This is a genomic window from Psychromonas marina (assembly GCF_030161115.1).
GTDB classification, from domain to species: Bacteria; Pseudomonadota; Gammaproteobacteria; order Enterobacterales; family Psychromonadaceae; genus Psychromonas; species Psychromonas marina.
Genome location: NZ_BSPQ01000016.1, coordinates 37,013 through 63,286, shown reverse-complemented (window position 1 = coordinate 63,286; position 26,274 = coordinate 37,013). Strand labels below are relative to the sequence as shown.

The following is a 26,274-nucleotide window of genomic DNA, read 5'->3' as shown; positions in this document are numbered from 1 at the left end:
ACGCTCATTAATCCCTATGATGAATATCATTTTTAGTGCTAAAAACGACTTGGGTCCAGCCTGCAGCAACCAGATCCTGTGCAGATAAAACAGCATTTTTCATCTCTATTGAAGTCGCTTCTCCATTGAGATCTAGCCAAACATCAACCTCTCGGTGTTGGCTATTTAAGATATAACCACCTCCACTTTGCTCTGATCGACCTTGATAAATGCCATTGCCAATTTGCAGCCAATGATGTCGCCCTTGATGTTCCCAGCTTTTATCTTGCACAAAAGGCGCTAACCAATCCTCGGCTAATTGGGTGATGCTTTGCCAAGTAGCAGTATCGTCATAGAGCGCACGAACCTCTTCATGCGCTAAGCGTAAATCGGCAATCATTGACAGTCGCTGGACGCTTAAATCACTAATCGAAATTTGATGACTATCCACTGAAACATGTTCATGCGGCGCTTGATTTTGAGGCAATAACAACGCACCAATAGAGACGATAATCACGCATAAAAAAGCAATCCACCTGCCCTCTTGGCCACTATTTTCACTGATAACCGGTTGTATAATCATCGCTCGCCTCTTATGCTATTGTATTTCAACTGAATCTACTTCAACCGGGTATTCATGACCCGAATCAAATACGATATAAAATTCATCCACACTTTTTTCAAAGGTCGCAATAGAACGAATATCTGTTTTGACTTTGGCAATTAAGTTATCGTCGTAATCAAACATGCTGACTTGGTAATCAATTGCCTTGCTACCATCGCTATAACCCGCCTCGCACTCAATTTTTTGCTCTGCATATTCGCATTGCATCAAAGGGTAATGTGCCAAAGCAGCGCTGCTAAAAAACAGTAACGCAGCGAGACTTAACTTCTGTATTGGGTTATGACACAAGCTCATTAAGGTAACATCGCTTCAAAGGTAAAATGCACATTAGCGCTCATTTGATCAGCAAGTGGGCTGTCTACTAACTTTGCTTTGTAAGACGCTTTTAATAAATAACGTCCCGCAACCTCAGGTGTAAAAGTAATAAAACCTTGCTCATCACTTACCACATCAATCTGTTCCTGATGATTACGATATAAAGTGCCTTCACGGGTAATATCAACTTTTACCCCAGCTTGCGCTTCACCATTAAAGTAAAACTGTAAACGCACGGGTTCATCAGCAACAATGTCTGAGGGATGCGTGACCGGCAATAACTCTAAATACTTGCCCTCTAGCTCAAATGCTTTTTCACTTGGCTTACCCACCGTGATATAGCTTTCTGCACGTGTATAGGTTTCGGTTGTCACGACATCACGCGGCTCTTTTGGTAACAGTGCAACACGATCGACTTTGTTAGCACGTAAGCGTTTAGGCGTATCGCGATGCCCTGCTTTAAAGCTAGTAAAATAACCGGCCTGATTATTAATCTGTACTTTATGCGTACCCTGCTCTGAAAAATGGAAATCAAACACGGATCGACGTTTCCCACGTAATACAAAATCAGGACGCTGTTTTCGACCATCGGGCATAATAATTTGTGCCGTTTCGCTGCCGGCTGGTTTATCAAACACAAAAACGCCATGAGAAGCGGTGACATCGAAACTTAGCCAATCCCCGCCCTCTTTAGAGATAGTGAAGTGTGAAGGTAACACCCAGCGTGGATGGGCATTCGCGACACTCGCAAAGGTTAACCCCGCTAACATTGAACAAGTAAGTACCATCACATTGATTTTTTTATTTAACATATTTTTCTCCATTTTTTTAACCGCTAGCATTTAATAGCTTGTATTTTTTTACTGACTGCTGATGACTGACAGCTTCCTTTACTTAACGTTATAATTAATCGTTATCTGCCCAGTTTCCTGAGTTGGCTCTAATTGATGGGTAAAGCTTTGCTCTGCAAGTTGTAGCTTTTGACGTAAATAATTACGTCCACCATGCTCACGCACAACCTCAACATAAAAGGTATATTGCCCTTGCTCGACACGCTCTCCTTGCTCATCTAACCCATCCCAACTAAAACGATATTTACCAGCGGGTCTTGTAGCAGAAGTTACGGCATCGACAACAGCACGATCATTACGGCCGACTTTTCTCCACCAGCTACGCAAATCTTTTAACCACTCATCTTTACCAACCCATAGTTGAATCGTACGTACTGATTTTCCCTCTGTATCTGCAATCCACACCGCAACATAAGGGCGCGCGTAGATACTAGTGACAACATTTGGCAGTATTAGCTCGATATCCATATGTGCACTGCTAGGAACTGGTTTGGCAACGCTTGGCATCACCACACTGATACTGCTTAACAAGACCAATACAACGCCCCATCCCCCTTTGTATAACTTATTAATTTTCAAACGGTTAAACTCCTTTTTAGATAATCCAATTAAACGATTGTTGTTTAAAATATGGCTGTGAAAGCATTAAGGAACTGCAAACAAAAACAGCCCAACGCTGACCAGCGAACCCAATGCGGTCCATTTCAAGCCCACGCTAAAACTTTTTTTCTTTGGCACTAATAAGCACACACCTGTCAAAACAAATAGCACCATCAACAGCGCACTTATATCGATAAACCAAGCCCATACCTGCCCACTATTACGTCCTTTATGCAGATCATTTAATACTGCAATAACGCCGTAGTGAGTGGTTTCTATTTCAGCTTGTTGGCTGACCATATCGATAAAAACCGTGCTGTTATAACCAGGCCCTTTATAATCTAAGGAGATCTCACCTTCGATTAACTGTCCATCTTCCACCTCAGTAAATAACTGCATGGCTGAGGGTGTGCCCGACAACGCGCCCTGCTCCGCTAAATATTGAAGAAGCACTGGTTTATCCGGTGTAAACCTACCCAAATGAGAACTAAATAGATAATCAGGAAGGTTCAATACACTCTGTTCAACCTGTGCCTGTTCGCTAACAAACAAGTGCGGTCGGTTTAGCGTGATACCAGTAACTGCAAAAAACAGAACAATCAGACACAGCGCCATCGAAATATAGATATGTAAACGACGCGACCATAACTGTACTTTTTTATTTTTAAGTGAATTTGCAATGCTATTGGACATATTCTTTTCATCACTACCTTGTAATTAATAAATGCAAATGTAATTCATTATCATTTGCAAAGTAATTAGACTTACATTATTTACATTTAAAAATACCAGTCTAAGTGATTGTTTTTATAAATGTACTGTCCTATTTTTCATGATTAATCGGTAAAATATGAATAATAGGGATAGTGTAAAAAGGCGCTATCAAATAGCGCCCTTATCAGAGGAGAGGTTAATAACGAACTTGTACTGTCGCCATGAAGTTGCGACCTTCGCCGATAACTACATTTTGTGCACCATTCGCGGCATAATCATCTTTGGTTGAACCACCACCACCTAAGTAATCCGTATCAAAGATATTTTCAACATTGAAACGGAATACAAAGTCTAAGTTTTGATCGTATTTCAGTGTATGAGCAACGCCTAAATCAAAGCGCGTGTAAGCGTCTTTTTTGAAGGTATTAGCTGCATCACCAAAACGCGAACCGACATAGATAGCGCCTAAGTTAAGATCAGTATTATTATCAAACTGGTAACGCGACCAAACATTGGCAGAGAATTCAGGTACATCAGCAGGACGATTTCCTTGGTAGCTTTCATCTTTTGTGTATTTTGCATCTAAATAAGTACCGCCACCGCTCAGCGAGAAGTTTTCAGTAATATTCCCCTGTAATGCAAACTCTGCACCGCGATGACGACGTTCACCTGCTTGTGTCACTTCATACATATCATTATCTTGATCGATATTAATGATTGAATTTTCTTGGGTAATTTCAAAAACGGCACCAGAAACAAATAGCTGCTCGTTAAACAGTTCCCACTTACTGCCTAGCTCAACCAGTTTGCCTGTTAATGGGTCTAACTTTTGACCGTCATTAATGGCATCAGTATCAGAGACTTCACCTTGCGGTTCAAAACTCTCAGAGTAAGTTAAGTAGATAGAGCCATTGTTTGCAGGGTGATAAATAAGCGCGGCTTTAGGCACAATTGCATCTTCCTTGTAATCCGCTTCACCACCCTGACCACGTGTGATAATTTGATCGTAACGAACACCAGCAAGCACTTGCCAATAGTCATTAATGGTTAACATATCTTGAATATAAAAACCGTAGGTATCATATTCACTCTTAGAGGTTCTAACACTTGCTGTCGAATCGATAATAGGAGAACCGGTCGGTTGACCAACGGTGGTATCTAAGCTTTCAAGTGAATACTGCACACGGTCATAGCTATAACCTAACCAGTTGCTACCAATTAATAATTGATGCCCCATACCTGCAGTATCAAATTCACCGACTAGATCAATACTTGCCGTTTGAAAAACCCAGTGATCGCTGCGATCACTGCCGCCCTGTGTGTAGGTACCTGTTGATGCATCATAGGTTTCCTCTTTGGGGTAACTCTCTACATCATGGCGTTTAAAATCTTGATGATTGAAGCCTGCATTGATCGACCACGTATTATTTAACTGTGCAGCAACATCAAAGCCAATATTTTCAACTTCATTTTCAATATTTGACCATTGTGCATCCCAAGCATATTTATCACCGAGTACCGCATCGCCGTCTTTAATATAAGCACCCGAATCAACACTGCTGTCATCGACAGTGCGGTCATAATGCACTGATAACATAATGTCATCGGTCAGATCATAATCAACAAATAACCCACCAACAAAACGATCTGTCGTTGGTGAAGAACCATCACTGTATGAGCGCCATGACTCAGAATTTTGTTGAGATAAGATTAAGCGACTACGTAAAGTTTGTGCCTCGTTTAATGATCCGCTGACATCAAGCGTGCTGCGTGTTTCATTATCAGAGCCGATATCTTGACTGAAAGTTATTTGCGTATCAGCCGTTGGCTTTTTGCTGACCATGTTGATTAAACCACCCGGTGCCGATTGACCATATAACAAACCTGCAGGGCCTTTTAAGACTTCAACCGACTCCAACAATTCAATGGGTTGACGGTAATGAGACCAATGTTGCTTGCCATCACGTAAAAAACCACTACTACTGCCTAATTGAAAACCACGAAGAGAGAAACGCTCTCGATTACGACTATTACCTTCTGCAGAAATACTTGAATCATTTTTTAACACTTGCCCCAATGTACTTGCGCGCTGTTCATCAATGATTTTCTGATCAATAACAGTCACTTGCCCTGGTGTTTCAAGCGCTGTCATCTCCATGCGCATTGAACCTGTATTGTTGCTTACCTTATAATCAGAGCTTTGCCCTGTTATGGTCATGCGTTCATCCGCTTCTGTGCTTGCACTGTTCGTTTCAGCTGCATGAGCATAAAACATTGATGAGGCTAAAACTGATCCAACAATTACCGCCAACTGACTTTTGTTAAACATATTCCTTTATCTCCGCTGTAATAATTAACTATAAATTAATATTTTTGGTGTCATCCATATCGACTTAAGTGGTTCAACCACGCGCAATACAGGTTGCCTTAAACTGAGCACGAAATTACATGATAATAGTTATCATTAACAATTAAATTACATTCTTTACATTTAGCGGGATTAACATGAACAGGGGAATAATCTGAATAAATGATTAGCATCGCGCGCGAGAGTGCAATTAATGCAACACGCTAATAGAGTTGTAACCCGTAAGATGAGCTAGGTGTTTGACATAGGTAAGTGTTTGATAGATTTTCTATGAGATTATTTTCGAGAGGAGGTTAAATGAGTAATCAGCTGAACCGTCAAGCTCAGCTGATATTGTTTACATTATTTATTAAGGTCAATTAAGCACGCCAACCGATATTTTATCCGTGACAAATAAATAAGATTAACTGGCCAGCTTACGTTTATTCTTAACAGCAGCTTCATTCATTGATGCAGTCACCACAGCGGATAATCTTTCGCTATTCTGTGTTTTCATCATAAAAGCTCGCAAACGCAATAAAGCTTGCTTAACAGCGCCCACCGACACACTTTTACCGATCTGCTCAATACTATAATGTTTGAACAATTCACTTAAATAAGCACAGGTAACATTCAACGGCGCATAAAAAAACAGTTTCGGATTCGATGAATAATCACCGCCATGTTCGTAAAACCAAACGGTATGATCCTGCTGCTGCATAAAGCCTGACTCATCTATAACCCGCTTTAATTTAATCAGTGAGTTGTCTACATTCGAATTTTCACCTTCAAATTCATGATATAAAATAGCGACTGAGTTCATTACCTGATGATTTGGTAATAAAGAAATATTATATAGATTTGCCATGCCAAAAGACCCCTGTTTTGATTATTTACCTGCGCAACTTAATTACGTTAATTAAGTCCGATTTCGAACAAAATGAATCATACCTGTTTAAAAAACAAACTCTGTTCTTTAAAGAACATGCATCGTGTTTAGTCTTTTATAGACCTTAAATAATATTTAACAGAAGAAAAGTGTCGATTGTATGACAGTGGAGGAGTTCAACATATTTTGCAGTGACTAGCGTCGATAAACACGCAGCGTATCGACCTAGGCAATGATATTAGTGAATAAAAAAGAGATTAAGCAACCTGTTCTGAAAAAGCATACCCCTTGCCATGTACCGTTTTGATATGAGACTTAGGCAGTCCTGCGTTCAGTAATTTACGACGAATATTACTAATGTGCATATCTAAATTACGATCAAAAGCAGACAGTTCCCTTTTAAGCACCTCTTTTTGTAAGATCGCTTTAGAAACAATTACACCATCATTTTTAATGAGGTAGTGCATTAATAGCAACTCTGTTTCGGTTAATGGTAAACGTGACATCTTCAATGAAAATGGCTCACTACACTGATTAAATGTAAAGCGTTGCTTCTCTAATGTCACACGTCGCAATAGTGTATCGATATACACCAATAAAGTGTTATCAGCATAAGGTTTAATAAGATACTTATCAGCCCCTGCTTGTAATGCATGGATCGCAAAGCACTCATCATGCGCTTCGGTAAAGACTAAAATAGGTGTCGCAAAGCGTTCGCAAATAGTGCTAATGAACTGTAATGTTTCACAGCAATTTAAACGCAGATCCAATATCACTAAATCTGCGTTCATATCGCGCAGATGAGCTAACAGATTTTCTTTCTCACTTATCAGCGTAACCTGATGGTGAGCTTGATTTAAAACTTCAACTAATAATTCACTCGGTTGTAAATTATCCTTAATCACAACTAGATGAGACATAACTACCTTACAAATAAAAATAAAATGATAATAATAACGATTCGCATTCTACTTTTTAAGTTTAGTATTATCAATACCTTGTTTTTCAGATACAAAAAAAGGCGCCGAAGCGCCTTATTATTTAGTGAAACCGATTAAATGTTAGCTAATGCTGCATTTAATGTTTTACTTGGACGCATCGCTGCAGCCACTTTGTCTTGGTCTGTATGGAAGTAACCACCTAAATCAACCGCAACACCCTGTGCACCATTTAATTCCGCAACAATCGCCGCTTCATTTTCAACTAATGCTTTAGCAAGTGGCGCAAATTGTGCCTGTAGTGCCGCATCTGTTGTTTGTGCTGCTAACGCTTCAGCCCAGTACATAGCAAGGTAGAAATGACTACCACGGTTATCAAGTTCATTCACTTTACGAGATGGTGATTTATCTTCTTTAAGGAACTTACCGTTTGCCGCGTGTAATGCAGCAGCCAATACAACCGCTTGTGCGTTATTTGTTTTAGCCGCGATATCTTCAATTGATACAGCCAGTGCTAAGAACTCACCGAGTGAATCCCAACGTAAATGGTTTTCTTCAACAAACTGCTGAACATGCTTAGGAGCAGAACCACCAGCACCCGTTTCAAACAGACCACCACCCGCAAGAAGCGGTACGATAGACAGCATTTTAGCACTTGTACCCAACTCTAAAATTGGGAACAGATCCGTTAAGTAATCACGTAAAACGTTACCCGTTACAGAAATTGTATTTTCACCCGCAAGCACGCGTTTCAGGGAGAATTTAGTCGCTTCAACAGGAGACATGATTTGAATGTCTAGGCCATCTGTATTGTGATCTTTTAAGTAAGTATTTACTTTCACAATAAGGTTTCTATCGTGTGCACGTGCTTCGTCTAACCAGAAAATAGCTGGTTGCCCTGTTGCTTGTGCACGGCTTACTGCTAAACGAACCCAGTCACGAATTGGAATGTCTTTCGCTTGACACATACGCCAGATATCGCCTTGCTCAACATCATGTGACATTAATACATCGCCAGCTTGGTTGATTACCTTAACCGTACCCGCTGCAGCGATTTGGAATGTTTTATCGTGTGAACCGTACTCTTCCGCTTTTTGCGCCATTAGGCCAACGTTTGATACGTTACCCATTGTAGCCGGGTTAAATGCGCCATTTTCACGACAGAACTTAATTGTTTCTTCGTAGATACCCGCGTAACAACGATCAGGAATCAACGCTTTAGTATCTTCAAGTTTACCTTCCGCGTTCCACATACAACCGCTTGAGCGCACCATCGCAGGCATAGAAGCATCGATGATTACATCACTTGGTACGTGTAAGTTAGTGATACCTTTATCAGAATCAACCATTGCAAGGCTTGGACGCGTTGCGTAAACCGCTTGAATATCCGCTTCAACTTCCGCTTTTTTAGCAGCATCGATATTAGCGATTTTAGCGTAAACATCACCAAGACCATTACGCTCATCAACACCTAGCTCAGCGAACAGATCAGCATGTTTAGTAAATACGTCTTTATAATAAACCGTTACCGCGTGACCAAACATAATTGGGTCAGACACTTTCATCATGGTTGCTTTAAGGTGCAGAGAAAGCATGATGTTATTGTCTTTTGCTTCAGTCATCTCTTTTTCAAAGTAAGCACGTAATGCTTTAGCACTCATGCGAGATGAATCGATTAATTCATCTTTTAATACTGGTGTAGACGCTTTTAATACAGTTGTAACGCCGGCTGCGTTAGTGAATTCGATTTTTACATCGTCATCTTGTGCCACAACCACTGATTGCTCAGAACTGTAGAAATCGCCATCATTCATATTCGCAACATGAGATTTAGACTCTTTAGACCATGCGCCCATACGGTGCGGATTATCTTGTGCGTACTGTTTTACAGCATCTGCAACACGGCGATCTGAGTTACCTTCACGTAATACAGGATTTACCGCACTACCTAATACACGCGCGTAACGTTCTTTAGTTTGCTCTTCTTGTGCGTTAGCAGGTACTTCAGGGAAGTCTGGTAATGCGTAACCGTGTGATTGCAGTTCTTTAATCGCCGCTTGTAATTGCGGAATAGAAGCACTTACATTGGGTAGCTTAATAATGTTCGCTTCAGCTGTTTTAGCAAGTTCGCCTAGTTCAGCTAACGAATCTGGAAGTTGCTGTTCAGCAGTTAAACAATCAGAAAAGTGAGAAATAATACGCGCTGCAACTGAGATATCACGTGTTTCGACAGTAATGTCAGCAGCTTTAGTGAATGCATTAACGATAGGCAGTAATGAATGTGTTGCTAGAGCAGGCGCTTCATCCGTTAGCGTATAGATGATTTTTGCAGATTTATCGGTCATATTTCTTCCTTTAAAAAAATGCGATGATGTTATTAATTTGTTACATCGTAAAAATTGATGAGCACATAATAGCGAAAACTGATAAATAGTCTACAGAAGAGATTATTTATCAACCTTTTCTCTATATCAGGATCTTAATTTGTGAAGTGTGCATTTTAATGATTCTGGTACAATGTGTTTTTTATACGTTTTGTAGGTAGTTAAGTGAATCATTCCCCAGCTAAAAAAAGTAATAAGCCATCCCATGCCTCAAAACCAGGTAATAAGAAGGGTAAAAAACCGACCCATTTTAATGTAAAAAAAGCGGCACATAAGACCTATGCAGCTAAAAAACCGTTACCAAAAGCGATGCAAAAAGTGGTTTTATTTAACAAGCCTTTTGATGTGTTAAGCCAGTTCACCGATGAGGGTGAACGCATGACGTTGAAGGACTTTATTAACATTCCTGATATCTACGCTGCCGGTCGCTTAGACAGAGACAGTGAAGGTTTATTGCTGCTAACCAATGACGGTATCTTGCAAGCGAAGATCACTCAACCGGGTGAGAAAACCGATAAGACTTATTGGGCACAAGTAGAAGGTGCGCCAACAGAAGCTGACCTTGAGAAGTTACGCAAGGGTGTTGAACTTAAAGATGGTTTAACGTTACCCGCTAAAGTGAAGGTAATGGATAAACCCAAAGTATGGGATCGTTACCCACCGATCCGTGAACGTGCGAACATTCCGACAACGTGGCTTGCGATCACGATTAATGAAGGTCGTAACCGCCAAGTACGTCGCATGACCGCACACATCGGTTTCCCGACGTTACGTTTGATCCGTTATTCAATTGGCGAATGGTCGATTGATGGGATTGATAATGGCTCGTACAAGGAGCTGTAGAGCTTTGAAAAAAGCTGTCAGTTTTTAGCTGTCAGCTTTGAGTTAAATCAAGTTCGTCTTTCTCATCATTAATTTTGCTTCTCCACACGTCACAACCACTACTTTCAGCTTTAATTCATTGAATAAAAAAGTTATTAGTAGCATGGCAATAATTTAATTAGCTAGATGGCTTATTTCCGTTGTTAATAGTACGGTTGAACTACTCACTTGGAGTGCAGATGATTAAAGTTGAGTTCTATTGTGATGAAGCGGGTCGGCTTGGTTATGTAGATCGCCCAGAAAACAGTCCAGGTCAGTTTACTTTGGTAGCAGGGCTAATAGTTGAAGAGCATCATAAAAAGATAATTTCTGAGTTTTGTGACGACTTGGTTGACCGGTTTAGCAGTACTCAAAAAAATTTCATATTACCGATATGGATGAAAATAGACCTTTAATTCGTAAAGAAGTAATTACCTTTCTTAAGTCATCACAGATTCCTTTAGCTTATGGAGCAAATTATTTTCAAGCTCTACATCTTGAGTATATTAAACAAAAAAATATTAATGAAAATTCCTTTATAAAGATGAAAAATCAAGGTGTTGGGCTTTCAAAAAATATGGCTATGTTCAAAATCAATGCTCAGGCCGAGGCCTTTTTCCATTTTTACAGTAAGGTAATGGGGTGTACTTTACAGGTGTTTCAGAAACCTATTTTGGGGATTGTAAAAACAGATATGATCGATAATAAAATACAGCAAGAATATGAGTCCTCTATTTCTCGGTATCACAGCCTGAACTCAGCAAGGTCTTTGAAGGGAACCCACTACGACCATCAAACAGGTAAAGTCCATAATTTTGGAGTGTCTGTTAATCTTCAGATAAAGGATCCTATGTATAGATTACTTACTGAGAGTACGGGGAAAGTAGAAATAATTGATACACATATATCGATTCTGAGCGATATTGTAGCAAATAGTTTAAATCATCATCTTGAGAAATATGTTCTAAATTCAAATTTTGGTCCATTGAATAGTATGGAGGCGATTGTTGGCTATGAACTAACAGATAACATTATTGTAGCCGGAAACAAAAGCATGGATTTGAAATATCCCTATCCAGTAGCTTAACGAAAAATTTAAAGAAGTAAACAATAGTGACCCCCCGAGTTTTACTTCTAAAATAGTAAGTGGCTAATGTAATTCTATTGTGGGTGTTTCGCCCTTGGCGAGTTACTTTTCTTTGAACAGCCAAAGAAAAGTAACCAAAAGAAAAGCTGCCCCAACCATTTTTTAATCTTGCACGTCCTGATTGCTTATAACGCAACAGCTCAGACAGCACATCCCTGTGCTGACTGAGCTTAATCTAGGCATCCATGCCTATCTTTGCTAAGCAATCATGCCTTAGCAAGAAAATGGAAGGGGATCCTGTGTACGTATTGTTTTCTATTTTCCCAAACAAACACTACTTCCCCCATTTAGAAATAATATAAATGCGTACACACAGAGTTTCCGTTACATTTTTCTGATGAAAAGAATCACTTTAGCAAAAGAAATCATGGATGATTTCATTAGCGTCTGCATGCACAGGGATGTGCATTCAGGCGCGGTGCGTTAAGAAGTGATACTTTTTAACAGATTAAAAAATGTTTCGGAACGGCATTCTTTGCTTACTTTCTTTTGCTGTTGAAAGAAAGTAATGTCGCCGACAAGGCGAAACCTCTGCAGAGTAGGCTTAATGTCCAACAGGATGAGCGCAGACGAACAAGATCTTTCAATTGACGTAAATACGAATGCCCACGATATAAAATTCACTCATAAATAAACATTTATTAACTTTTGATTGTGGGTGTTTCGCCCTTGGCGAGTTACTTTTCTTTGAACAGCCAAAGAAAAGTAACCAAAAGAAAAGCTCCCCCAACCATTTTTTAATCTTGCACGTCCTGATTGCTTAAAACGCACCAGCTCGAACAGCACATCCATGTGCTGAAGCGAGCTTAGTATCGGCATCCATGCCTACCCTTGCTAAGCAATCATGCCTTAGCAAGAAAATGGGAGGGGATCCTGTGTACGCATTGCTTTCTATTTTCCCAAACAAACAAACAAACAAACAAACAAACAAACACTCCCTTCCCTCATTTAGAAATAGCATCAATGCGTACACATAAGGATTCCGTTACGTTTTTCTTGGTAAATCAATTCCTTTAGCAAGTAGAGGCATGGATGCCGAAACTAAGTTAGGATCCGCACAGGGATGTGCGGTCCGAACTGGTGCGTTATAAAGGAATTTATTTAGCAAGATAAAAAAACGTTTCGGAACGGCATTCACTTGCTACTTCAGACTGCGAAACTGCGTTTCGGTTCTTCATTCGCTAAAAGATCTAAACTCCAGCTTTGTAGAAGAAAGTAATGTCGCCGACAAGGCGAAACCTCTGCTGAGTAAGCTTAATGACTGACCGGAAGAGCGCAGACGAACAGGATATTAACTAGGATTCATTTACTGTAATGGCACTGGTTCGGACAGCTATTAAGTGATGTGATACAAGTCAAAACACCGCAAAATGCAAACGCTATAATCAATTAACATACCAAGTGAGGGTTAATGCATGATCGCTGAAAAAAAATTAATTAGATTATTGAAAATATCCATTACCGTTGGTTTAAGCTTAATCGCATTAGGCATTTATTTGCATATGTTCAGCCCACAAATGGAGGAACTTGGTGTCACAGGTATCATTATTAGCGCCAGCTGTATCGCACTCGGTTTTATATTTTCATTGCCAACAAAAATATACCTAACCATTTTATTAATGAAACAAGAAGCAGAGAAAGAATCTGATCATTGATAACCTAAATTAAAAAATCGAGGAACAAGCAAATAAAACGGGAAAGGATCCGGTATCTGCATTGTTCACTATCTTCCCAAAAGCCTTACTTCGCTCTCTCTCTCCCCAACTTAGAAATGATATCAATGCCTATACGCACAGGGGAAAAACCCAAAACAACATAATACACTGTTATTAAATAAGTTATATATCCCCCTATATTTCACAGTGCTTATTTCGCAAGGCAAATAAATTACAAAAAACGACATTAATCACCTATTTTATCATGACACCATCAAACCAAGGTAAATAAAAAAGGTATGTAACATTATATTACTATCACTTTACCCTCGCCTACTTGAATTACACCTAAACACATGTAATACCTAGCACACAGGCAATGTAGTTCGCATAAAAACATTGTTTTAGGTAAACACCGTAAAAATATAAATACCTACAAAGAGATATTCCTCACAATAATTTAGCGAAAAACAATAACGATTTAATATTTTTGTGGCACGCCTCTCTAACATACTTTATTTGACTTGAAAATAAAGTGTATTTCGATTGAAATGAAGCCTCTTTAAATCCCATAACGAAGGAATACTCATGCTAAAAAAATCATTAATATCAATCGCTTTAGTTTCTGCTTTGGCTGCTTGCTCGACTACAAAAAATAGCCAAACAACAGTAGACAAAATTTCTGAAAACTTAGATATTAATTATACAGTATTAAGCAATACTGCCGCTGTCGATGGTGTGGATTGTAAAAAATTACAGGCTGAATGGGCTTCATGTAACTCAATTACTATGTCATTAACTAATACTGGCGATGATATTACGGCTAATGATTGGACTATCTATTTCCATAGCATTCGTTTACTTCTAGAAATAGATAATGACCAATTTGAAATTACTCGAGTAACAGGCGATTTATACAAACTACAACCAACAGACAAGTTTGAAGGTTTTGCAAAAAATGAAACACTTGTGATTCCTATCACTGGTGAATACTGGCAGTTATTTGAAACAGATTTCATGCCTCGCGCATTTGTAACAGCGCCCGATGCCCAGCCGCGTAACATTGTTTCATTAGATACTGAAGATACTAGTGAGTATGTGACTGGCTTGGAAGGTGACTTATTAAAACGTAATGCAGCCGATAATAATGTATTTGCAAATGCAGCAACACGTTTTGCAAAAAACCAAGATTTACAACAAACGGTTGTTAGCCAAGATATTATCCCAACACCTGTAGAAACAACGCTATTAAAAGGCGAAGCAGATTTATCAGCCGGCATTAACCTTATCACTAACGATCTAGATGCTGAGCAAATTGATGCACTAAAAACACGAGCTCAACTTTTAAACTTAGAAATGCAAGGTGATTACCCAGTAGAAATTACGGTTGATGAAACAGCATTTGATAAAACAGCAGTATCAGGTCAATACGAATTAAACGTAACGACTGATAAAACTGAAATTCGCGCGTTTGACCAAGCAGGTGCATTTTATGCAATGCAGTCACTATTTGCTTTAGTGAGCTTAGATAACCATGTTATCCCAGCAGTAGAGATCAAAGATGCACCACGTTTTGAATACCGTGGCGTAATGGTTGATGTAGCACGTAACTTCCGTACCAAAGAAACGATGCTAGCAACGATAGATCAAATGGCCGCTTACAAATTAAACAAATTACACTTACATTTAACCGATGATGAAGGTTGGAGACTTGAAATTCCAGGTCTACCTGAATTGACAGATGTTGGTGGTAATCGTTGTTTTGATGAGGCAGAAACAACCTGTCTTCTACCACAGCTAGGCTCTGGCGCAAATAATGATAACTTGGGTTCAGGTTACTTTAGTAAAGCGGATTACATTGAAATGTTAACCTACGCAAAAGCACGTAACATTGAAGTTATCCCTGAAATTGATATGCCAGCGCATTCACGTGCTGCGGTTGTGTCAATGGAAGCGCGTTACCAACGTTTTGCAGCTGAAGGTAATTTAGAAGCAGCTAACGAATATCGCTTAATGGACCCAGAAGATACGTCAAACGTAACGACAGTTCAGTTCTATGACAAAAAAAGCTTTATCAATCCATGTATGGAATCTTCTTCAACCTTTGCAGATAAAATAATCACAGAAATTGCAGCAATGCATAATGAAGCAGGTACACCGTTAACAACATGGCACTTTGGTGGTGATGAAGCAGCAAATATCAAATTACACGCTGGTTTCCAAGACATTAATGATGAAGAAAAAATTGATTGGAAAGGTGATTTAGACCTTTCTGCACAGGACTACCCGTTTGCAAAATCACCAGCATGTAAATCGCTTATTGATAGCGAAAAAGTAGCGGGTTTCGCACATCTTCCTAGTTACTTTGCAGAAAAAGTAGCAGCAATGGTTGCTGATAACGACATTCCAGTGTTCCAAGCTTGGCAAGATGGTTTAAAACATTCAGAAGACTCAACATCGTTTAAAACAGAAGAAACGCGAGTAAGTTTCTGGGATGTAACTTTCTGGGGTGGCGATGCATCAGCTTATGAATGGGCATCAAAAGGCTATGGTGTAGTTATCTCTAGTCCTGATTACGTTTATATGGATATGCCTTATGAAGTAGATGCAAAAGAGCGTGGTTATTACTGGGCAACACGTGCAACAGATACACGTAAAATGTTTGCTTTTGCGCCAGAAAATCTACCTCAAAATGCAGAAACATCTGTTGACCGTGATGGTAACGGTTTCACTGGTAAAGGTGTCGTAGAAACAACAAAACCATTCCATGGGCTGTCTGCACAACTTTGGTCTGAGTCAGTACGTACCGATGAACAATATGAATACATGGTATTCCCACGTGTGTTAGCTGCCGCTGAACGTGCATGGCATGAAGCAAGTTGGGAAAATGAATATGAAGCAGGAAAAACTTATTCATTAGAAACTGATTATGTTAACAAGAAAGCATTAAATAGCGATTACCAACGCTTTGCTAACGTAATGGGCCAACGTGAGTTAGCTAAATTAGAAAAAGCAGGTATCAGCTACCGTTTACCCGTTCCAGGTGCAATCATTGACCAAGGTGTTTTACACATGAACTCTCAATTCCCAGGTATTGCACTTCAATACTCAACGGATGCGGGTAAAACATGGAACGATTACAGCGACACGAACAAGCCAAAAGTAACGGGTGATGTGACGATTCGTAGTATCTCTGAAACGGGTACACGCTTCAGTCGTGAAACACAGGTTAACTAACATTTGTTATAAATGGTAAGTGTATGACTTACTTCCAATAACGAATCATTACAAAGCCGACATCATGTCGGCTTTTTTGATTGCGATAGTAATGCCTCTAAAATAATAAAACCTGCTAAATCAAGTTTTGTTCCTGTATTAAAAAACCAAAATAACCAAACTCACATTACTAAAATCCACATCACTTAGAAAAAACGACTTAAATAAAATGAAGCAAATTAGGTAGAAGTCCGGTCTTATAACAAATCCATTAATTTAGTGTTCAAACCTTACGCCGGAAAAAGTCGTTCGTTCAAGGCACAATTTTTGTAAATAGGTTATTCCCTTAGCAAAAATTGAAACGTAGAAATAACGTCTTTTAATCAGCAAGGTTAATCAGATAATTAGTGGGTTTGGTATTATCAATAACTAGCTAGCGAAACGCGACATAAAACTCAAAAGATCACCGTAGGAAATTATTTGTCGCATAAGGCTGTGCTTAATTTAATGACAAAATAGGATGATAGATTATGCGACTAACTCTCTTAGGAACGCTTCCGGTTTTATTATTAACTGCCTGTGGTGGTAGTGGAGGAGGAAGTGGTGATGATAGTAATAATGAATCAACACCAACATTCAGTGGTTACTTTCTTGATGCTGCCGTTGAAAACTTAAACTATACAACGGCAACGCAATCTGGAAAAACAGATGCTGAGGGTAAATTTATCTTCCAACAAGATGAAAGGATCAACTTTTCCATTGGTAATATTGGTTTTCCTGAAATTGATGCAGCTACAACACTCACACCGTTAGATCTATTTTCCACTGACAATATTAATGATCCATCGGTAGTGAATTCACTGCGACTTTTACAATCACTGGATGACGATGGAGATCTAAGTAATGGTATTCGTATTCCCGAGCAAGCACATCTTCTCGCAACCGCGTTAAATATTGATTTTTCGAGCCCAGATTTTGAATCACAAATAAGCGACTTTATCGCTAATACAGGGGCAGTAGGTACAACACTTATCAGCGCAAACCAAGCGATAAGTCATTTTCAAGCAACCTTAGACACACTACAACAAACAACACCCGGTGAATGTACTCAAGCCCATCAACTTGTCGGTAGTAGTGCAGACTTTAGCACCCTCGCCCACCAAGTATCAGGGACTGCAACGATTATTGATGACTGTACTATTGAGGTGACCAATTTTAGTTACGACGGCAGTGCGCCGCAGGTTTACTTTTATGCTGCACGCGATAATCAATATACAAGTAATGATGCCTTTGCGGTTAGCCAACAGTTGCTAGTCGGCCGTGCTTACAACAGTGAAACAGTCCAACTTCGTTTACCGACGGGTAAAACACTTGACGATCTTAATAGTATCAGCGTCTGGTGTGTCGAGTTTTCAGCAAACTTTGGCGAAGTGAACTTTAAATCATAGATATTTCAAAGCATTTGTAACAAGGAGTGGATTACAGTCACTCATTATTCTAATTGCAAAACTGACAACAATCTTAACAATGAATTTCACTAGCAATAATTAGTTAGATTGGTAATAAAAATGCAAAAAAAAACGATGCTCAATGAGCATCGTTTTCTGTATTAGACAGCGTTTTCCTTTTAAATAGGAAACCTGCTTAAACTGCTGGCGCATCTCTTTCGGCTTGGATACGCATGTAAATCTCTTCTCGGTGTACAGAAACCTCTTTCGGGGCATTAATGCCAACACGAACTTGATTACCTTTTACCCCTAAAACAGTGACAGTTACGTTGTCATCAATCATCAGTGTTTCGCCAACTCTACGCGTTAAAATTAACATCTTTATCTCCTAATTTAGCCATTAAATGTGCACTTCTCTTGAGCCACATATATTTATATTTACGATTAACATTGCAACTCAACGTTACCAATCAGTCGCATTGTTTATATTGTTATTTATTTTACATTCAAGTAGTGAATATTCGTTCCCTTGGAAGGTAACTTACTATGTCAAACAGGAAAATAATGATGTGTCATCAAAATAAGGTGAATGTATTTTTAATATTTCAACATGATACACGCAAATCGCCCTATATTGCTAGATTCATTGCATTTATTCAGTCATTAACTGTTTTATTAAATCTGCCAAATATTCAATTTTTTGGTTAGATAGTTGCCTATAATCAAAATAAGGGCACACGATCAAACGCTTAGCGACATCAATAGCAAAAGACTCATCTAACCAGATTAATGATGTCATTAACTGGTCTGAATTAATTAATGCTTTCGCATAGGTCTTACCACTAATAATATGAATAGTTTGGCTATCTGGCAAGCATAAAGGCGGGCTAAATAATAACGCCGTGCCACTGCCCTGCTGCAATAAAAAATTGTCCCGATAACCTTGCCAAGTCGGTGCGCAACCAGAAAATGAAAATAACTCAGAATCTAATGCATACAATAGCTTACTATAAACATTAAAGACCTTTCTCCAACCATTGCCACAAGCAATACCTATTTTCGTGATCTCTTGCGCTGTCATTGCATGCATAGCAACACAGTTTTCATATTCAACCATGCTGGGTTTGTTGGCAATATAAACCGCAATAGTAAACTGCGAACAACCAAAACCTTCATTGGACACACATGCTTCTTTTATCATTTGACTTTATTCACTGACTTTATTGAAAGAATTTGCTGGAAAACGGTAATGACATAACGAGGAGATAAGCACCTTAAATTTTGTCCCCACTACTTGCGGCATTATACCAGTAGTCGGGTTGCAACGATGCTTTTCCCACTCCTGCTATTTTTTTAATTATAGAAAAGGTCATAATAAAAAAGGTCCGAATATGAAATTAAGACCTTTTAATTGAGGGCTTTTTCAATCACGTTTAACTTTTCATTTCTAAATTTTTTGAGAAAAAGTCCAACGTGCGATCCCAAGCAAGATCGGCCATTTCTGGGTTATAACGCGCAGTAGAGTCATTATGGAAACCATGCTGACATTTTTCATAGATATACACTTTATAATCCACGTTATATTTTTTCAGATCCGCTTCATGTTCAGCGAGGTAAGCATTCACCCTTTTATCATTTTCAGCGAGTTGAATTAATAGTGGCGCTTTAATGTTTTTTCTCAACTCCGCTTTTGCAGGGGTACCATAAAACGGCACACCGGCATCAATTGTTTCTGGAATGGTTGCAGCCAGCATATTGACAATATAACCACCGAAACAGAAACCAACTGCACCGAGTTTTCCAGAGCTTAATGGGTGCGCTTTTAAAAACTGTGCGGCGGCAATAAAGTCTTGCTCTACTTTGGCTTTATCGAGTGACTTTTGCATCACCTTACCCTGATCATCATTACCAGGGTAACCACCCAATGTATGTAAAATATCAGGTGCAAAGGCAATATATCCCGCTTTTGCTAAACGGCGTGCGACATCTTTAACATAAGGGTTTAATCCTCTGTTTTCATGTATTACCAGCACCACCGGCAATTTACCATCTACTTTTTTAGGAGTGACAAAATAACCTCGCCCTTCTCCTAGCCCTAATGGCGAATCAAAAGTTTCGTAGGTCGCAGTAATAGAGTCATCATTAAAGGATACCTGCTCAGCTAACGCATAATTAGGTAATAAAGCAGTGGAAAGCATCGATAACGTGACACCTGCACCTGCCATCGTAGCTAACCTTTTTAAGAAGGTACGGCGATCAATATCACCATGTGCATATTCATCATACCAATCAAAAGCTTCTTCAGGGATGGCGACGGGTTGATTCACTTCAGATTTACTAGCTAGTTGCGATGGGGTATTCATATTGTCCATATTCAATCTCTTATTTATCAAATCAAAATGTTAATGCATTGTTAACGTACCTATTTTTTAATAAATTGTACATTCGATTGGATCACAAACAGAGGCGCTAACTGGTAATTTTATAATACTTATCTAATAAACCTCGTTGACCTATCAGGTTGATTGTTATGCGACATGAAATCCTTATTGCCACGGCTATTTGCTATTCGCTTAACTCAGAGTAACAAAATAGCTACAGGGTGTAGACGTTTCCAGCAATATATTTATCACAAAGCCCTTATCTAGCAATGGGTTGTGAACGGGTCGACTACACCACAATTATATTGTCATACAAATTGAAGGTTTTACTGTATTTAGATGCCATTAAACTAGCTTAAAACGCGCTGTAAGCAGATGTAAAAAAAGGAAAAACCGCATAGACAAAGGATTGATTCATAATTTAAAAAGCAAAATGAAATATATATTAAACTCGAAAACAGCCCACCAAGCCCCGTATAATGAGGCACCAAAAAAACATACAATTTACTTCATGATTATTTATATATAAATAACATAATAGTGACAGGCGTCTTATTTTCATACAGCACAGCGTGACCCGCGTCATACTGATATATCTTATTATTGTAATACTTATTAGTATTTGTAAGATTGCATCGTTGTTATCAGAAACCCAAACGACTACCAGAAATCACTACTATGTTAAATAAGGAAATTAAATTATGAAGAAGATATTGTTACCTTTAGTTGCAACTTTATTAATCGCGCCTAGCGTTTATGCTAAAACATTAAACCTTGGTCATGCTATGTCGTTAGAAAGTGCGGCGCATAAAGGCATGGTTATCATGGCAGATAAAGTTAAAGCGAAATCGAATGGCGAATTAAAAATTAAAATTTTTCCGAATGGCCAACTTGGATCTGAACGTGATCAAGCAGAGCAAGTTATCACGGGTGCTATCGATATGGCTAAAATCAACGGTGGTTTAGCAGAATCTTTCGAACCAACGTTTAAAGTAAACGCACTACCTTTCTTATTCCGAGATATTCCACACATGAGACAGTTCATGAAAAGTGATGCTGCACAAGAGATGTTAGTGACTAGTGCTGGTAAAGGTTTCATTGGTCTTACTTTTTATGATTCAGGTACACGTAGTTTTTATGCTAAAAAAGCGATCAACTCTCCAGCCGATCTAGCTGGCATGAAAGTACGTGTACCAGGATCGCCAACAATGATGGAAATGGTTAACTTATTAGGTGGTAAAGCAACACCAGTACCATTCAATGAAGTTTACACAGCTTTACAACAGGGCGTCATTGACGGTGCAGAAAATAACATCTCTAGCCTAGTTGAAATGAAACACAGTGAAGTTGCTAAGTTTTACTCAATGGATCAACATTTAATGACTCCTGATGTAATCATCATTTCAGAAAATGCATTTAACTCATTATCTCCAGCAGAGCAAAAAATCTTAAAAGAAGCGGCTGCAGAGTCTCTTGATGAGCAAATCAAGCTTTGGGACGCAATTGATGATATGAATAAAGCAAAAGGTATCAAAGAAGGCGTAACATTTGTTGAAGTGGATAAAGCCCCGTTCCGCGCAGCTGTTAAACCAATGATTGATGAAGCTAAAAAAGATCCTAAATTAGCTGCATTCATTGAGAAAATTGAAGCACTTTAATTAGTATTAGTAAAAATATAATTTTGCCTTAGCCTTGCTAGGGCAAAATTTTTTAAGTTTGAGGTAAAACTACATGTTAACAACTATTAGAAACCTACTTGATAGGTCGATTCTATTTATTTCTTCTTTTGCATTAATGTTACTGGTAGTCACCGTCACTTGGCAAGTTTTTAGCCGTTATGTGTTGAATGACCCAAGCAGTTGGACTGATGAACTTGCTCGCTATACGATGGTGTGGCTGGGATTGTTAGGCGCCAGCTATCTGTTTGGTATTAAAGGACACTTAGCGATAACTCTATTAGATGGCTATCTTAGAGGAAATGCACATACCGCATTACAATTACTCATCAACGGAATCTGTTTCGCATTTGTCTCCTTAGCAATGCTTAAAGGTGGAATGGCACTGATGGGAAGAACCACGCAACAACTATCACCTGCGTTGCAACTACCAATGTCTACCGTTTATTCAATATTACCTATTTCAGCCGTTATTATTCTCATTTATTTGGTATTAAATACGCTTGATCTTTTTTGTAAACCTAGCAAGAAATAAATTTTAAAAGGACTTTTATTATGGACTTGTCCATTGGTGTTTGGCTACTAGGCCTATTTTTATTCATGATTGCGATAAGCATGCCCATTGCGATTGCCATTGCGATGTCATCTTTGACTATCATGTATTTCATTTTACCCTTTGATGTGGCGAGTATTACTGCTGGTCAAAAAATAATTACCGGTATTGATAGTTTCAGTTTATTAGCGATCCCTTTCTTTATTCTCGCAGGGAATATCATGAACGTCGGTGGTATTGCGGGTCGACTTATCAACCTTGCAAAGCTAATGGTTGGTTGGATTCCCGGTTCACTTTTACACGTAAACATCTTTGCGAATATGATGTTTGGTGCAGTTTCTGGTTCAGCCGTTGCTGCCGCGGCGGCTGTGGGTAAAACCTTAGGCCCAGAACTCGAAAAAGAGGGCTATGATAAAAACTTATCAACGGCTGTAAACGTTGCATCCTGCCCTGCAGGTTTACTGATTCCACCGAGTAATTCATTAATCGTATTCTCTGTTGTATCAGGTGGCACATCGGTTGCGGCTTTGTTTATCGCAGGTTATGTTCCAGGTATTTTAATGGGATTAAGCTGTATGGTTGTGGCTTATTTCATTGCTAAAAAGAAAGGCTATAAAACCAGTGCAAATAGCGGTTACACAATTAAAGATGTCGTACGTATTGTTTGGCAAGCAACACCAAGCTTAGGACTTATTTTTGTCGTTATCGGCGGTATTATTGGCGGTGTATTCACTGCAACTGAAGGCGCATGTATCGCAGTGCTTTATTCTTTTACATTGTCACTCTGTTACCGAACACTGAAGTGGTCGCATTTCCCAATAATTTGTAAAGAAACAACAATGGTTACCGGTATTATGTTGTTCTTGATTGGTGCTTCAACCATCATGTCATGGGCAATGGCCTTTACAGGTCTACCAACCATGATCAGCGACTGGATGTTATCTATCTCCGATAATCCTATTATTATCTTCATTTTAATGAATATCATTCTGCTGATTGTTGGTATGTTTATGGACCTTACGCCTGCCGTATTGATCTTTACACCTATCTTTATGCCTATCGCAACCGCACTTGGTATGGACCCAATTCACTTTGCAATGATGATCATTTTTAATCTTTGTATTGGTATTGCAACACCACCTGTTGGGACGGCATTATTTGTTGGTTGTAGTGTCAGTGGTTCCAAAATAGAAGACGTAATAAAATCGATATTACCTTTCTGTGCGGTGCTCATTGTCACCTTAATGCTTATTACATTTATTCCAGAAATCAGCTTATTCCTACCTAGATACTTTGGTCTTATTTCATAAAGCAGTAAGCTCATATATTGTATTACTATCAAAAGCCACTTTCCTAAGTGGCTTTTTGTTAACTATTTATAAAGTGGAGTGATGACATATTTTTTTCAATGGTTGCTTAACCTTATCAACCTAAGGTAATCTACTTATGAATTAAATATTTACACACAGTGGAATGCATTGATGCAGCCTACTTCGATATAAAAATCAAGGATGGAAAATGAAAGAGATGATTGTTAAAGATTTTATGAACACTAATTTTGCAAAAATTAGTGACGATATGCCGGTCATTACAGCATCAATCGAACTCATTAAAAAAGAAGCGTTAGGTGGTCCTGTTGTCGATAAAGGCAACAAGTTGTTGGGTTGGATATCTGAGCAAGAGTGCCTTCAGGTCACCACACAATTTGCTTATCATAATCAACGCGTCGCATTGGTTAAAGATATTATGCGTGAAGATGTACTCAGTATAAAAATGGATCAAACCATATTTTCTTTAGCTGAAAAAATGATTGGCACACAACCGAAAAATTATCCTGTTGTTGATAACAGTAACAAAGTGATCGGTGTTATCTCTCGACGCCAAGTGTTGAAATCATTGCTCGATAACGTTTTTTAAACTTACGACATAGCTTTAATCGCTACGTAACAAAACGCAGGAAGATAAATAATCACTTTTTGCGTTCCCCTCCCCCCAAGCCCCCCATTCCATATTGACTTACCTAGCTGTTTACTTACAGCAGTTTAATGATCATATTTACGCCTATACACCGCTGTAATTAAAAGCCAATTCAATGATTTAGTTTTTACTGGCTTAGGTATGAAAAATAACCGAAGATAACCCTAAATAGGTACACAGGTAAAAATGACTCTGTTATTTTTCTCTTGTTTATTGCGACTAAAACTTAATCATTAAACACTTAAATGGAGTACCGTGTGAAAAGAATACATACATTAGATAGTTTGAAATTTTTTGCTATCTGTGCTGTTTTTGTTATCCACTTCTGGGTATTTTATTTATTTCAGGGCGTTGCAGAAAATAGTTTTTATTTAGGCTTTAATATCGTGGCGCGCTTCGCAGTACCGGTATTTTTTATAGTCGCAGGTTATCTGTTTTTCCAACGTACTCAAGATAAACCACTAGTCGCTTACACAAAGGCTTATTTAGCCAAATTATTCGTAATGTACTTGGTATGGACTTTTATTTATCACATGATATATGGCTTATCCTATGATGTGTGGAGTCCAATTAGCTTCGCAACAGTATTTTATTACGGTACTGCTGGCTTTGTTACTTTATGGTTTTTGCCCGCGCTGTTTTTCTCTATCCTGGTTTTAATGATTGCTGTAAAATTTAACAGGACAGGCACCCTATTCATCATTGCAACCCTATTGCACTTGGTTGGATTGTCTAATCAGTCGTACCAACCTTTATTACCCGAATCATTGCACGTTCTGAACACATATTTTCGAGACCCTGCTTTCTTTGGTCTATTTTATGTAACATTAGGGTATCAACTGCTTAAAGCACAATGGGTCGATAAACTACTCTCAATCTCAAAAAACAGCCTAATATGGTTAGTCATTGCACTGGTTAGCGCATTGTTAATGTTAATTGAAGGGTTATACCTGACTCAACAGCTGGGTGCTACTGTCGGTGAATATTATCTATTTACACCAATATTAACCGTTGCGATGTTAATGGTTGCACTCACCGTCCGTAGCAATGAAGAAAGCTCATCGTTTTCAAAACTAGGTGTTCATAGCGGTGAAATATACCTTAACCATGGTGTATTAATGCTTTTATATGGCCCTTTAGTTGCTGCATTAGGTTATCGCAGTACACCAGAAAATATCACTATTATTGCTAATAGTGTGACTTACCAACTTCTACTCGTACCAACGATGCTAGCAGTCTGTTATTCGCTGTATTTCTTAATCGGAAAAGGCGTTACATTGCTCAGCTCTGCTAAGGTGATTAAAAAACACAAAGATTTAGTGATGTTTACGGGTGGTTACTGGATGTTCTTTTTTGCAGCAAACCTCGCTCAAGGAGGAAGTCGATTTGATAGCACGTCAAACATGGTGGTAGGCTCTGCATTTCTTGTTTACATCGCGTTTTACCTTTTTACCGTGCTACTCATATCTAAACCAATCGATCGCTGTATTGCACTGTATAAACGTAGTTTATGCACCGCGATGGTATTGGCAACCTTCTGGATAAGTTTTGCAAAATTTGGCGGATTTGAATGGCTAGCTAACCAGACATCACAAGAAGGATCACCTTTAGCAGAATTAGTTACAGGCCCGTTGATTTGTTTCATTATTTTTTACCTGCTAGCAACAACCTGCAGCCTATGGTGCTTAGGGAAAATCGAAAAAATAAAAAGTCATTAG

General features: G+C 38.8%; 23 protein-coding genes. 11 read left to right on the top strand and 12 right to left on the bottom strand.

Features of this window, described 5'->3' with window-relative positions:
• Positions 1-7 precede the first annotated feature (7 nt).
• From QQK09_RS15050 to QQK09_RS15010, 9 genes are all read right to left on the bottom strand, one after another.
• Entirely contained in the window at positions 8-562 is a 555-nt protein-coding gene (locus QQK09_RS15050; protein WP_284204981.1) for a DUF6162 family protein, read from the bottom strand.
• A gap of 15 nt (positions 563-577) precedes the next feature.
• On the bottom strand, positions 578-898 hold the full coding sequence (locus tag QQK09_RS15045) for a hypothetical protein (RefSeq protein WP_284204980.1): 321 nt from the start codon (positions 896-898) through the stop codon (positions 578-580).
• The gene (locus QQK09_RS15040; protein WP_284204979.1) at positions 898-1,731 is read right to left on the bottom strand and encodes a DUF4198 domain-containing protein; all 834 of its coding nucleotides are present in this window, start codon (positions 1,729-1,731) and stop codon (positions 898-900) included. The genes QQK09_RS15045 and QQK09_RS15040 overlap by 1 nt, the downstream gene beginning before the upstream one ends.
• A gap of 78 nt (positions 1,732-1,809) precedes the next feature.
• On the bottom strand, positions 1,810-2,349 hold the full coding sequence (locus QQK09_RS15035; protein WP_284204978.1) for a DUF2271 domain-containing protein: 540 nt from the start codon (positions 2,347-2,349) through the stop codon (positions 1,810-1,812).
• A gap of 66 nt (positions 2,350-2,415) precedes the next feature.
• Entirely contained in the window at positions 2,416-3,063 is a 648-nt protein-coding gene (locus QQK09_RS15030; protein ID WP_284204977.1) for a PepSY-associated TM helix domain-containing protein, read from the bottom strand.
• 217 nt (positions 3,064-3,280) lie between these two features.
• The gene (locus QQK09_RS15025) at positions 3,281-5,413 is read right to left on the bottom strand and encodes a TonB-dependent siderophore receptor (RefSeq protein ID WP_284204976.1); all 2,133 of its coding nucleotides are present in this window, start codon (positions 5,411-5,413) and stop codon (positions 3,281-3,283) included.
• 442 nt (positions 5,414-5,855) lie between these two features.
• The gene (locus tag QQK09_RS15020; protein ID WP_284204975.1) at positions 5,856-6,299 is read right to left on the bottom strand and encodes a hypothetical protein; all 444 of its coding nucleotides are present in this window, start codon (positions 6,297-6,299) and stop codon (positions 5,856-5,858) included.
• A gap of 278 nt (positions 6,300-6,577) precedes the next feature.
• Positions 6,578-7,240, bottom strand: a complete 663-nt coding sequence (locus QQK09_RS15015) for a response regulator transcription factor (RefSeq protein ID WP_284204974.1) — start codon at positions 7,238-7,240, stop codon at positions 6,578-6,580.
• Positions 7,241-7,374: 134 nt separating this feature from the next.
• Positions 7,375-9,603 (bottom strand): NADP-dependent isocitrate dehydrogenase, encoded by a 2,229-nt coding sequence (locus tag QQK09_RS15010; RefSeq protein ID WP_284204973.1) that lies wholly within the window; start codon positions 9,601-9,603, stop codon positions 7,375-7,377.
• A gap of 204 nt (positions 9,604-9,807) precedes the next feature.
• Here QQK09_RS15010 and QQK09_RS15005 point away from each other — a divergent pair, with 204 nt between their 5' ends.
• The 6 genes from QQK09_RS15005 (at position 9,808) to QQK09_RS14980 (ending at position 17,969) form a co-directional block, all read left to right on the top strand.
• Positions 9,808-10,485, top strand: a complete 678-nt coding sequence (locus tag QQK09_RS15005; RefSeq protein WP_284204972.1) for an rRNA large subunit pseudouridine synthase E — start codon at positions 9,808-9,810, stop codon at positions 10,483-10,485.
• 218 nt (positions 10,486-10,703) lie between these two features.
• Positions 10,704-10,919 (top strand): hypothetical protein, encoded by a 216-nt coding sequence (locus QQK09_RS15000; RefSeq protein ID WP_284204971.1) that lies wholly within the window; start codon positions 10,704-10,706, stop codon positions 10,917-10,919.
• Positions 10,898-11,590 (top strand): hypothetical protein, encoded by a 693-nt coding sequence (locus QQK09_RS14995; protein ID WP_284204970.1) that lies wholly within the window; start codon positions 10,898-10,900, stop codon positions 11,588-11,590. The genes QQK09_RS15000 and QQK09_RS14995 overlap by 22 nt, the downstream gene beginning before the upstream one ends.
• A gap of 1,478 nt (positions 11,591-13,068) precedes the next feature.
• Entirely contained in the window at positions 13,069-13,305 is a 237-nt protein-coding gene (locus QQK09_RS14990; RefSeq protein WP_284205129.1) for a hypothetical protein, read from the top strand.
• A gap of 588 nt (positions 13,306-13,893) precedes the next feature.
• Positions 13,894-16,542: a beta-N-acetylhexosaminidase gene (locus QQK09_RS14985; RefSeq protein ID WP_284204969.1), complete on the top strand. Its 2,649-nt coding sequence runs from the start codon at positions 13,894-13,896 to the stop codon at positions 16,540-16,542.
• Positions 16,543-17,051: 509 nt separating this feature from the next.
• The gene (locus QQK09_RS14980) at positions 17,052-17,969 is read left to right on the top strand and encodes a DM13 domain-containing protein (RefSeq protein ID WP_284204968.1); all 918 of its coding nucleotides are present in this window, start codon (positions 17,052-17,054) and stop codon (positions 17,967-17,969) included.
• 196 nt (positions 17,970-18,165) lie between these two features.
• Here QQK09_RS14980 and csrA read toward each other — a convergent pair whose 3' ends face one another.
• From csrA to QQK09_RS14965, 3 genes are all read right to left on the bottom strand, one after another.
• On the bottom strand, positions 18,166-18,348 hold the full coding sequence (gene csrA, locus QQK09_RS14975) for a carbon storage regulator CsrA (RefSeq protein WP_284204967.1): 183 nt from the start codon (positions 18,346-18,348) through the stop codon (positions 18,166-18,168).
• A gap of 273 nt (positions 18,349-18,621) precedes the next feature.
• A complete protein-coding gene (locus tag QQK09_RS14970) occupies positions 18,622-19,152 on the bottom strand; it encodes a DUF6942 family protein (protein WP_284204966.1) in 531 nt (176 codons plus the stop codon).
• A 250-nt stretch (positions 19,153-19,402) separates the two neighbouring features.
• Positions 19,403-20,332 carry a dienelactone hydrolase family protein gene (locus tag QQK09_RS14965; RefSeq protein ID WP_284205128.1) on the bottom strand — a complete coding sequence of 310 codons (930 nt, stop codon included), beginning with the start codon at positions 20,330-20,332 and terminating at the stop codon, positions 19,403-19,405.
• Between the two features lie 719 nt (positions 20,333-21,051).
• Here QQK09_RS14965 and QQK09_RS14960 point away from each other — a divergent pair.
• The 5 genes from QQK09_RS14960 to QQK09_RS14940 all read left to right on the top strand — a co-directional run bounded on the left by QQK09_RS14960 (position 21,052) and on the right by QQK09_RS14940 (position 26,274).
• Positions 21,052-22,008, top strand: a complete 957-nt coding sequence (locus QQK09_RS14960; protein ID WP_284204965.1) for a TRAP transporter substrate-binding protein — start codon at positions 21,052-21,054, stop codon at positions 22,006-22,008.
• A gap of 73 nt (positions 22,009-22,081) precedes the next feature.
• On the top strand, positions 22,082-22,561 hold the full coding sequence (locus tag QQK09_RS14955) for a TRAP transporter small permease (RefSeq protein ID WP_284204964.1): 480 nt from the start codon (positions 22,082-22,084) through the stop codon (positions 22,559-22,561).
• 20 nt (positions 22,562-22,581) lie between these two features.
• A complete protein-coding gene (locus QQK09_RS14950; RefSeq protein WP_284204963.1) occupies positions 22,582-23,889 on the top strand; it encodes a TRAP transporter large permease in 1,308 nt (435 codons plus the stop codon).
• 208 nt (positions 23,890-24,097) lie between these two features.
• A complete protein-coding gene (locus tag QQK09_RS14945) occupies positions 24,098-24,496 on the top strand; it encodes a CBS domain-containing protein (RefSeq protein WP_284204962.1) in 399 nt (132 codons plus the stop codon).
• A gap of 317 nt (positions 24,497-24,813) precedes the next feature.
• A complete protein-coding gene (locus QQK09_RS14940) occupies positions 24,814-26,274 on the top strand; it encodes an acyltransferase (protein WP_284204961.1) in 1,461 nt (486 codons plus the stop codon).

Coding starts and splice junctions, on each gene's coding strand:
- QQK09_RS15050 (WP_284204981.1), bottom strand. CDS start 562: ATGATTATACAACCGGTTATCAGTGAAAATAGTGGCCAAGAGGGCAGG.
- QQK09_RS15045 (WP_284204980.1), bottom strand. CDS start 898: ATGAGCTTGTGTCATAACCCAATACAGAAGTTAAGTCTCGCTGCGTTA.
- QQK09_RS15040 (WP_284204979.1), bottom strand. CDS start 1,731: ATGTTAAATAAAAAAATCAATGTGATGGTACTTACTTGTTCAATGTTA.
- QQK09_RS15030 (WP_284204977.1), bottom strand. CDS start 3,063: ATGTCCAATAGCATTGCAAATTCACTTAAAAATAAAAAAGTACAGTTA.
- QQK09_RS15025 (WP_284204976.1), bottom strand. CDS start 5,413: ATGTTTAACAAAAGTCAGTTGGCGGTAATTGTTGGATCAGTTTTAGCC.
- QQK09_RS15020 (WP_284204975.1), bottom strand. CDS start 6,299: ATGGCAAATCTATATAATATTTCTTTATTACCAAATCATCAGGTAATG.
- QQK09_RS15015 (WP_284204974.1), bottom strand. CDS start 7,240: ATGTCTCATCTAGTTGTGATTAAGGATAATTTACAACCGAGTGAATTA.
- QQK09_RS15010 (WP_284204973.1), bottom strand. CDS start 9,603: ATGACCGATAAATCTGCAAAAATCATCTATACGCTAACGGATGAAGCG.
- QQK09_RS15000 (WP_284204971.1), top strand. CDS start 10,704: ATGATTAAAGTTGAGTTCTATTGTGATGAAGCGGGTCGGCTTGGTTAT.
- QQK09_RS14995 (WP_284204970.1), top strand. CDS start 10,898: ATGGATGAAAATAGACCTTTAATTCGTAAAGAAGTAATTACCTTTCTT.
- QQK09_RS14985 (WP_284204969.1), top strand. CDS start 13,894: ATGCTAAAAAAATCATTAATATCAATCGCTTTAGTTTCTGCTTTGGCT.
- QQK09_RS14980 (WP_284204968.1), top strand. CDS start 17,052: ATGCGACTAACTCTCTTAGGAACGCTTCCGGTTTTATTATTAACTGCC.
- csrA (WP_284204967.1), bottom strand. CDS start 18,348: ATGTTAATTTTAACGCGTAGAGTTGGCGAAACACTGATGATTGATGAC.
- QQK09_RS14965 (WP_284205128.1), bottom strand. CDS start 20,332: ATGAATACCCCATCGCAACTAGCTAGTAAATCTGAAGTGAATCAACCC.
- QQK09_RS14960 (WP_284204965.1), top strand. CDS start 21,052: ATGAAGAAGATATTGTTACCTTTAGTTGCAACTTTATTAATCGCGCCT.
- QQK09_RS14955 (WP_284204964.1), top strand. CDS start 22,082: ATGTTAACAACTATTAGAAACCTACTTGATAGGTCGATTCTATTTATT.
- QQK09_RS14950 (WP_284204963.1), top strand. CDS start 22,582: ATGGACTTGTCCATTGGTGTTTGGCTACTAGGCCTATTTTTATTCATG.
- QQK09_RS14945 (WP_284204962.1), top strand. CDS start 24,098: ATGAAAGAGATGATTGTTAAAGATTTTATGAACACTAATTTTGCAAAA.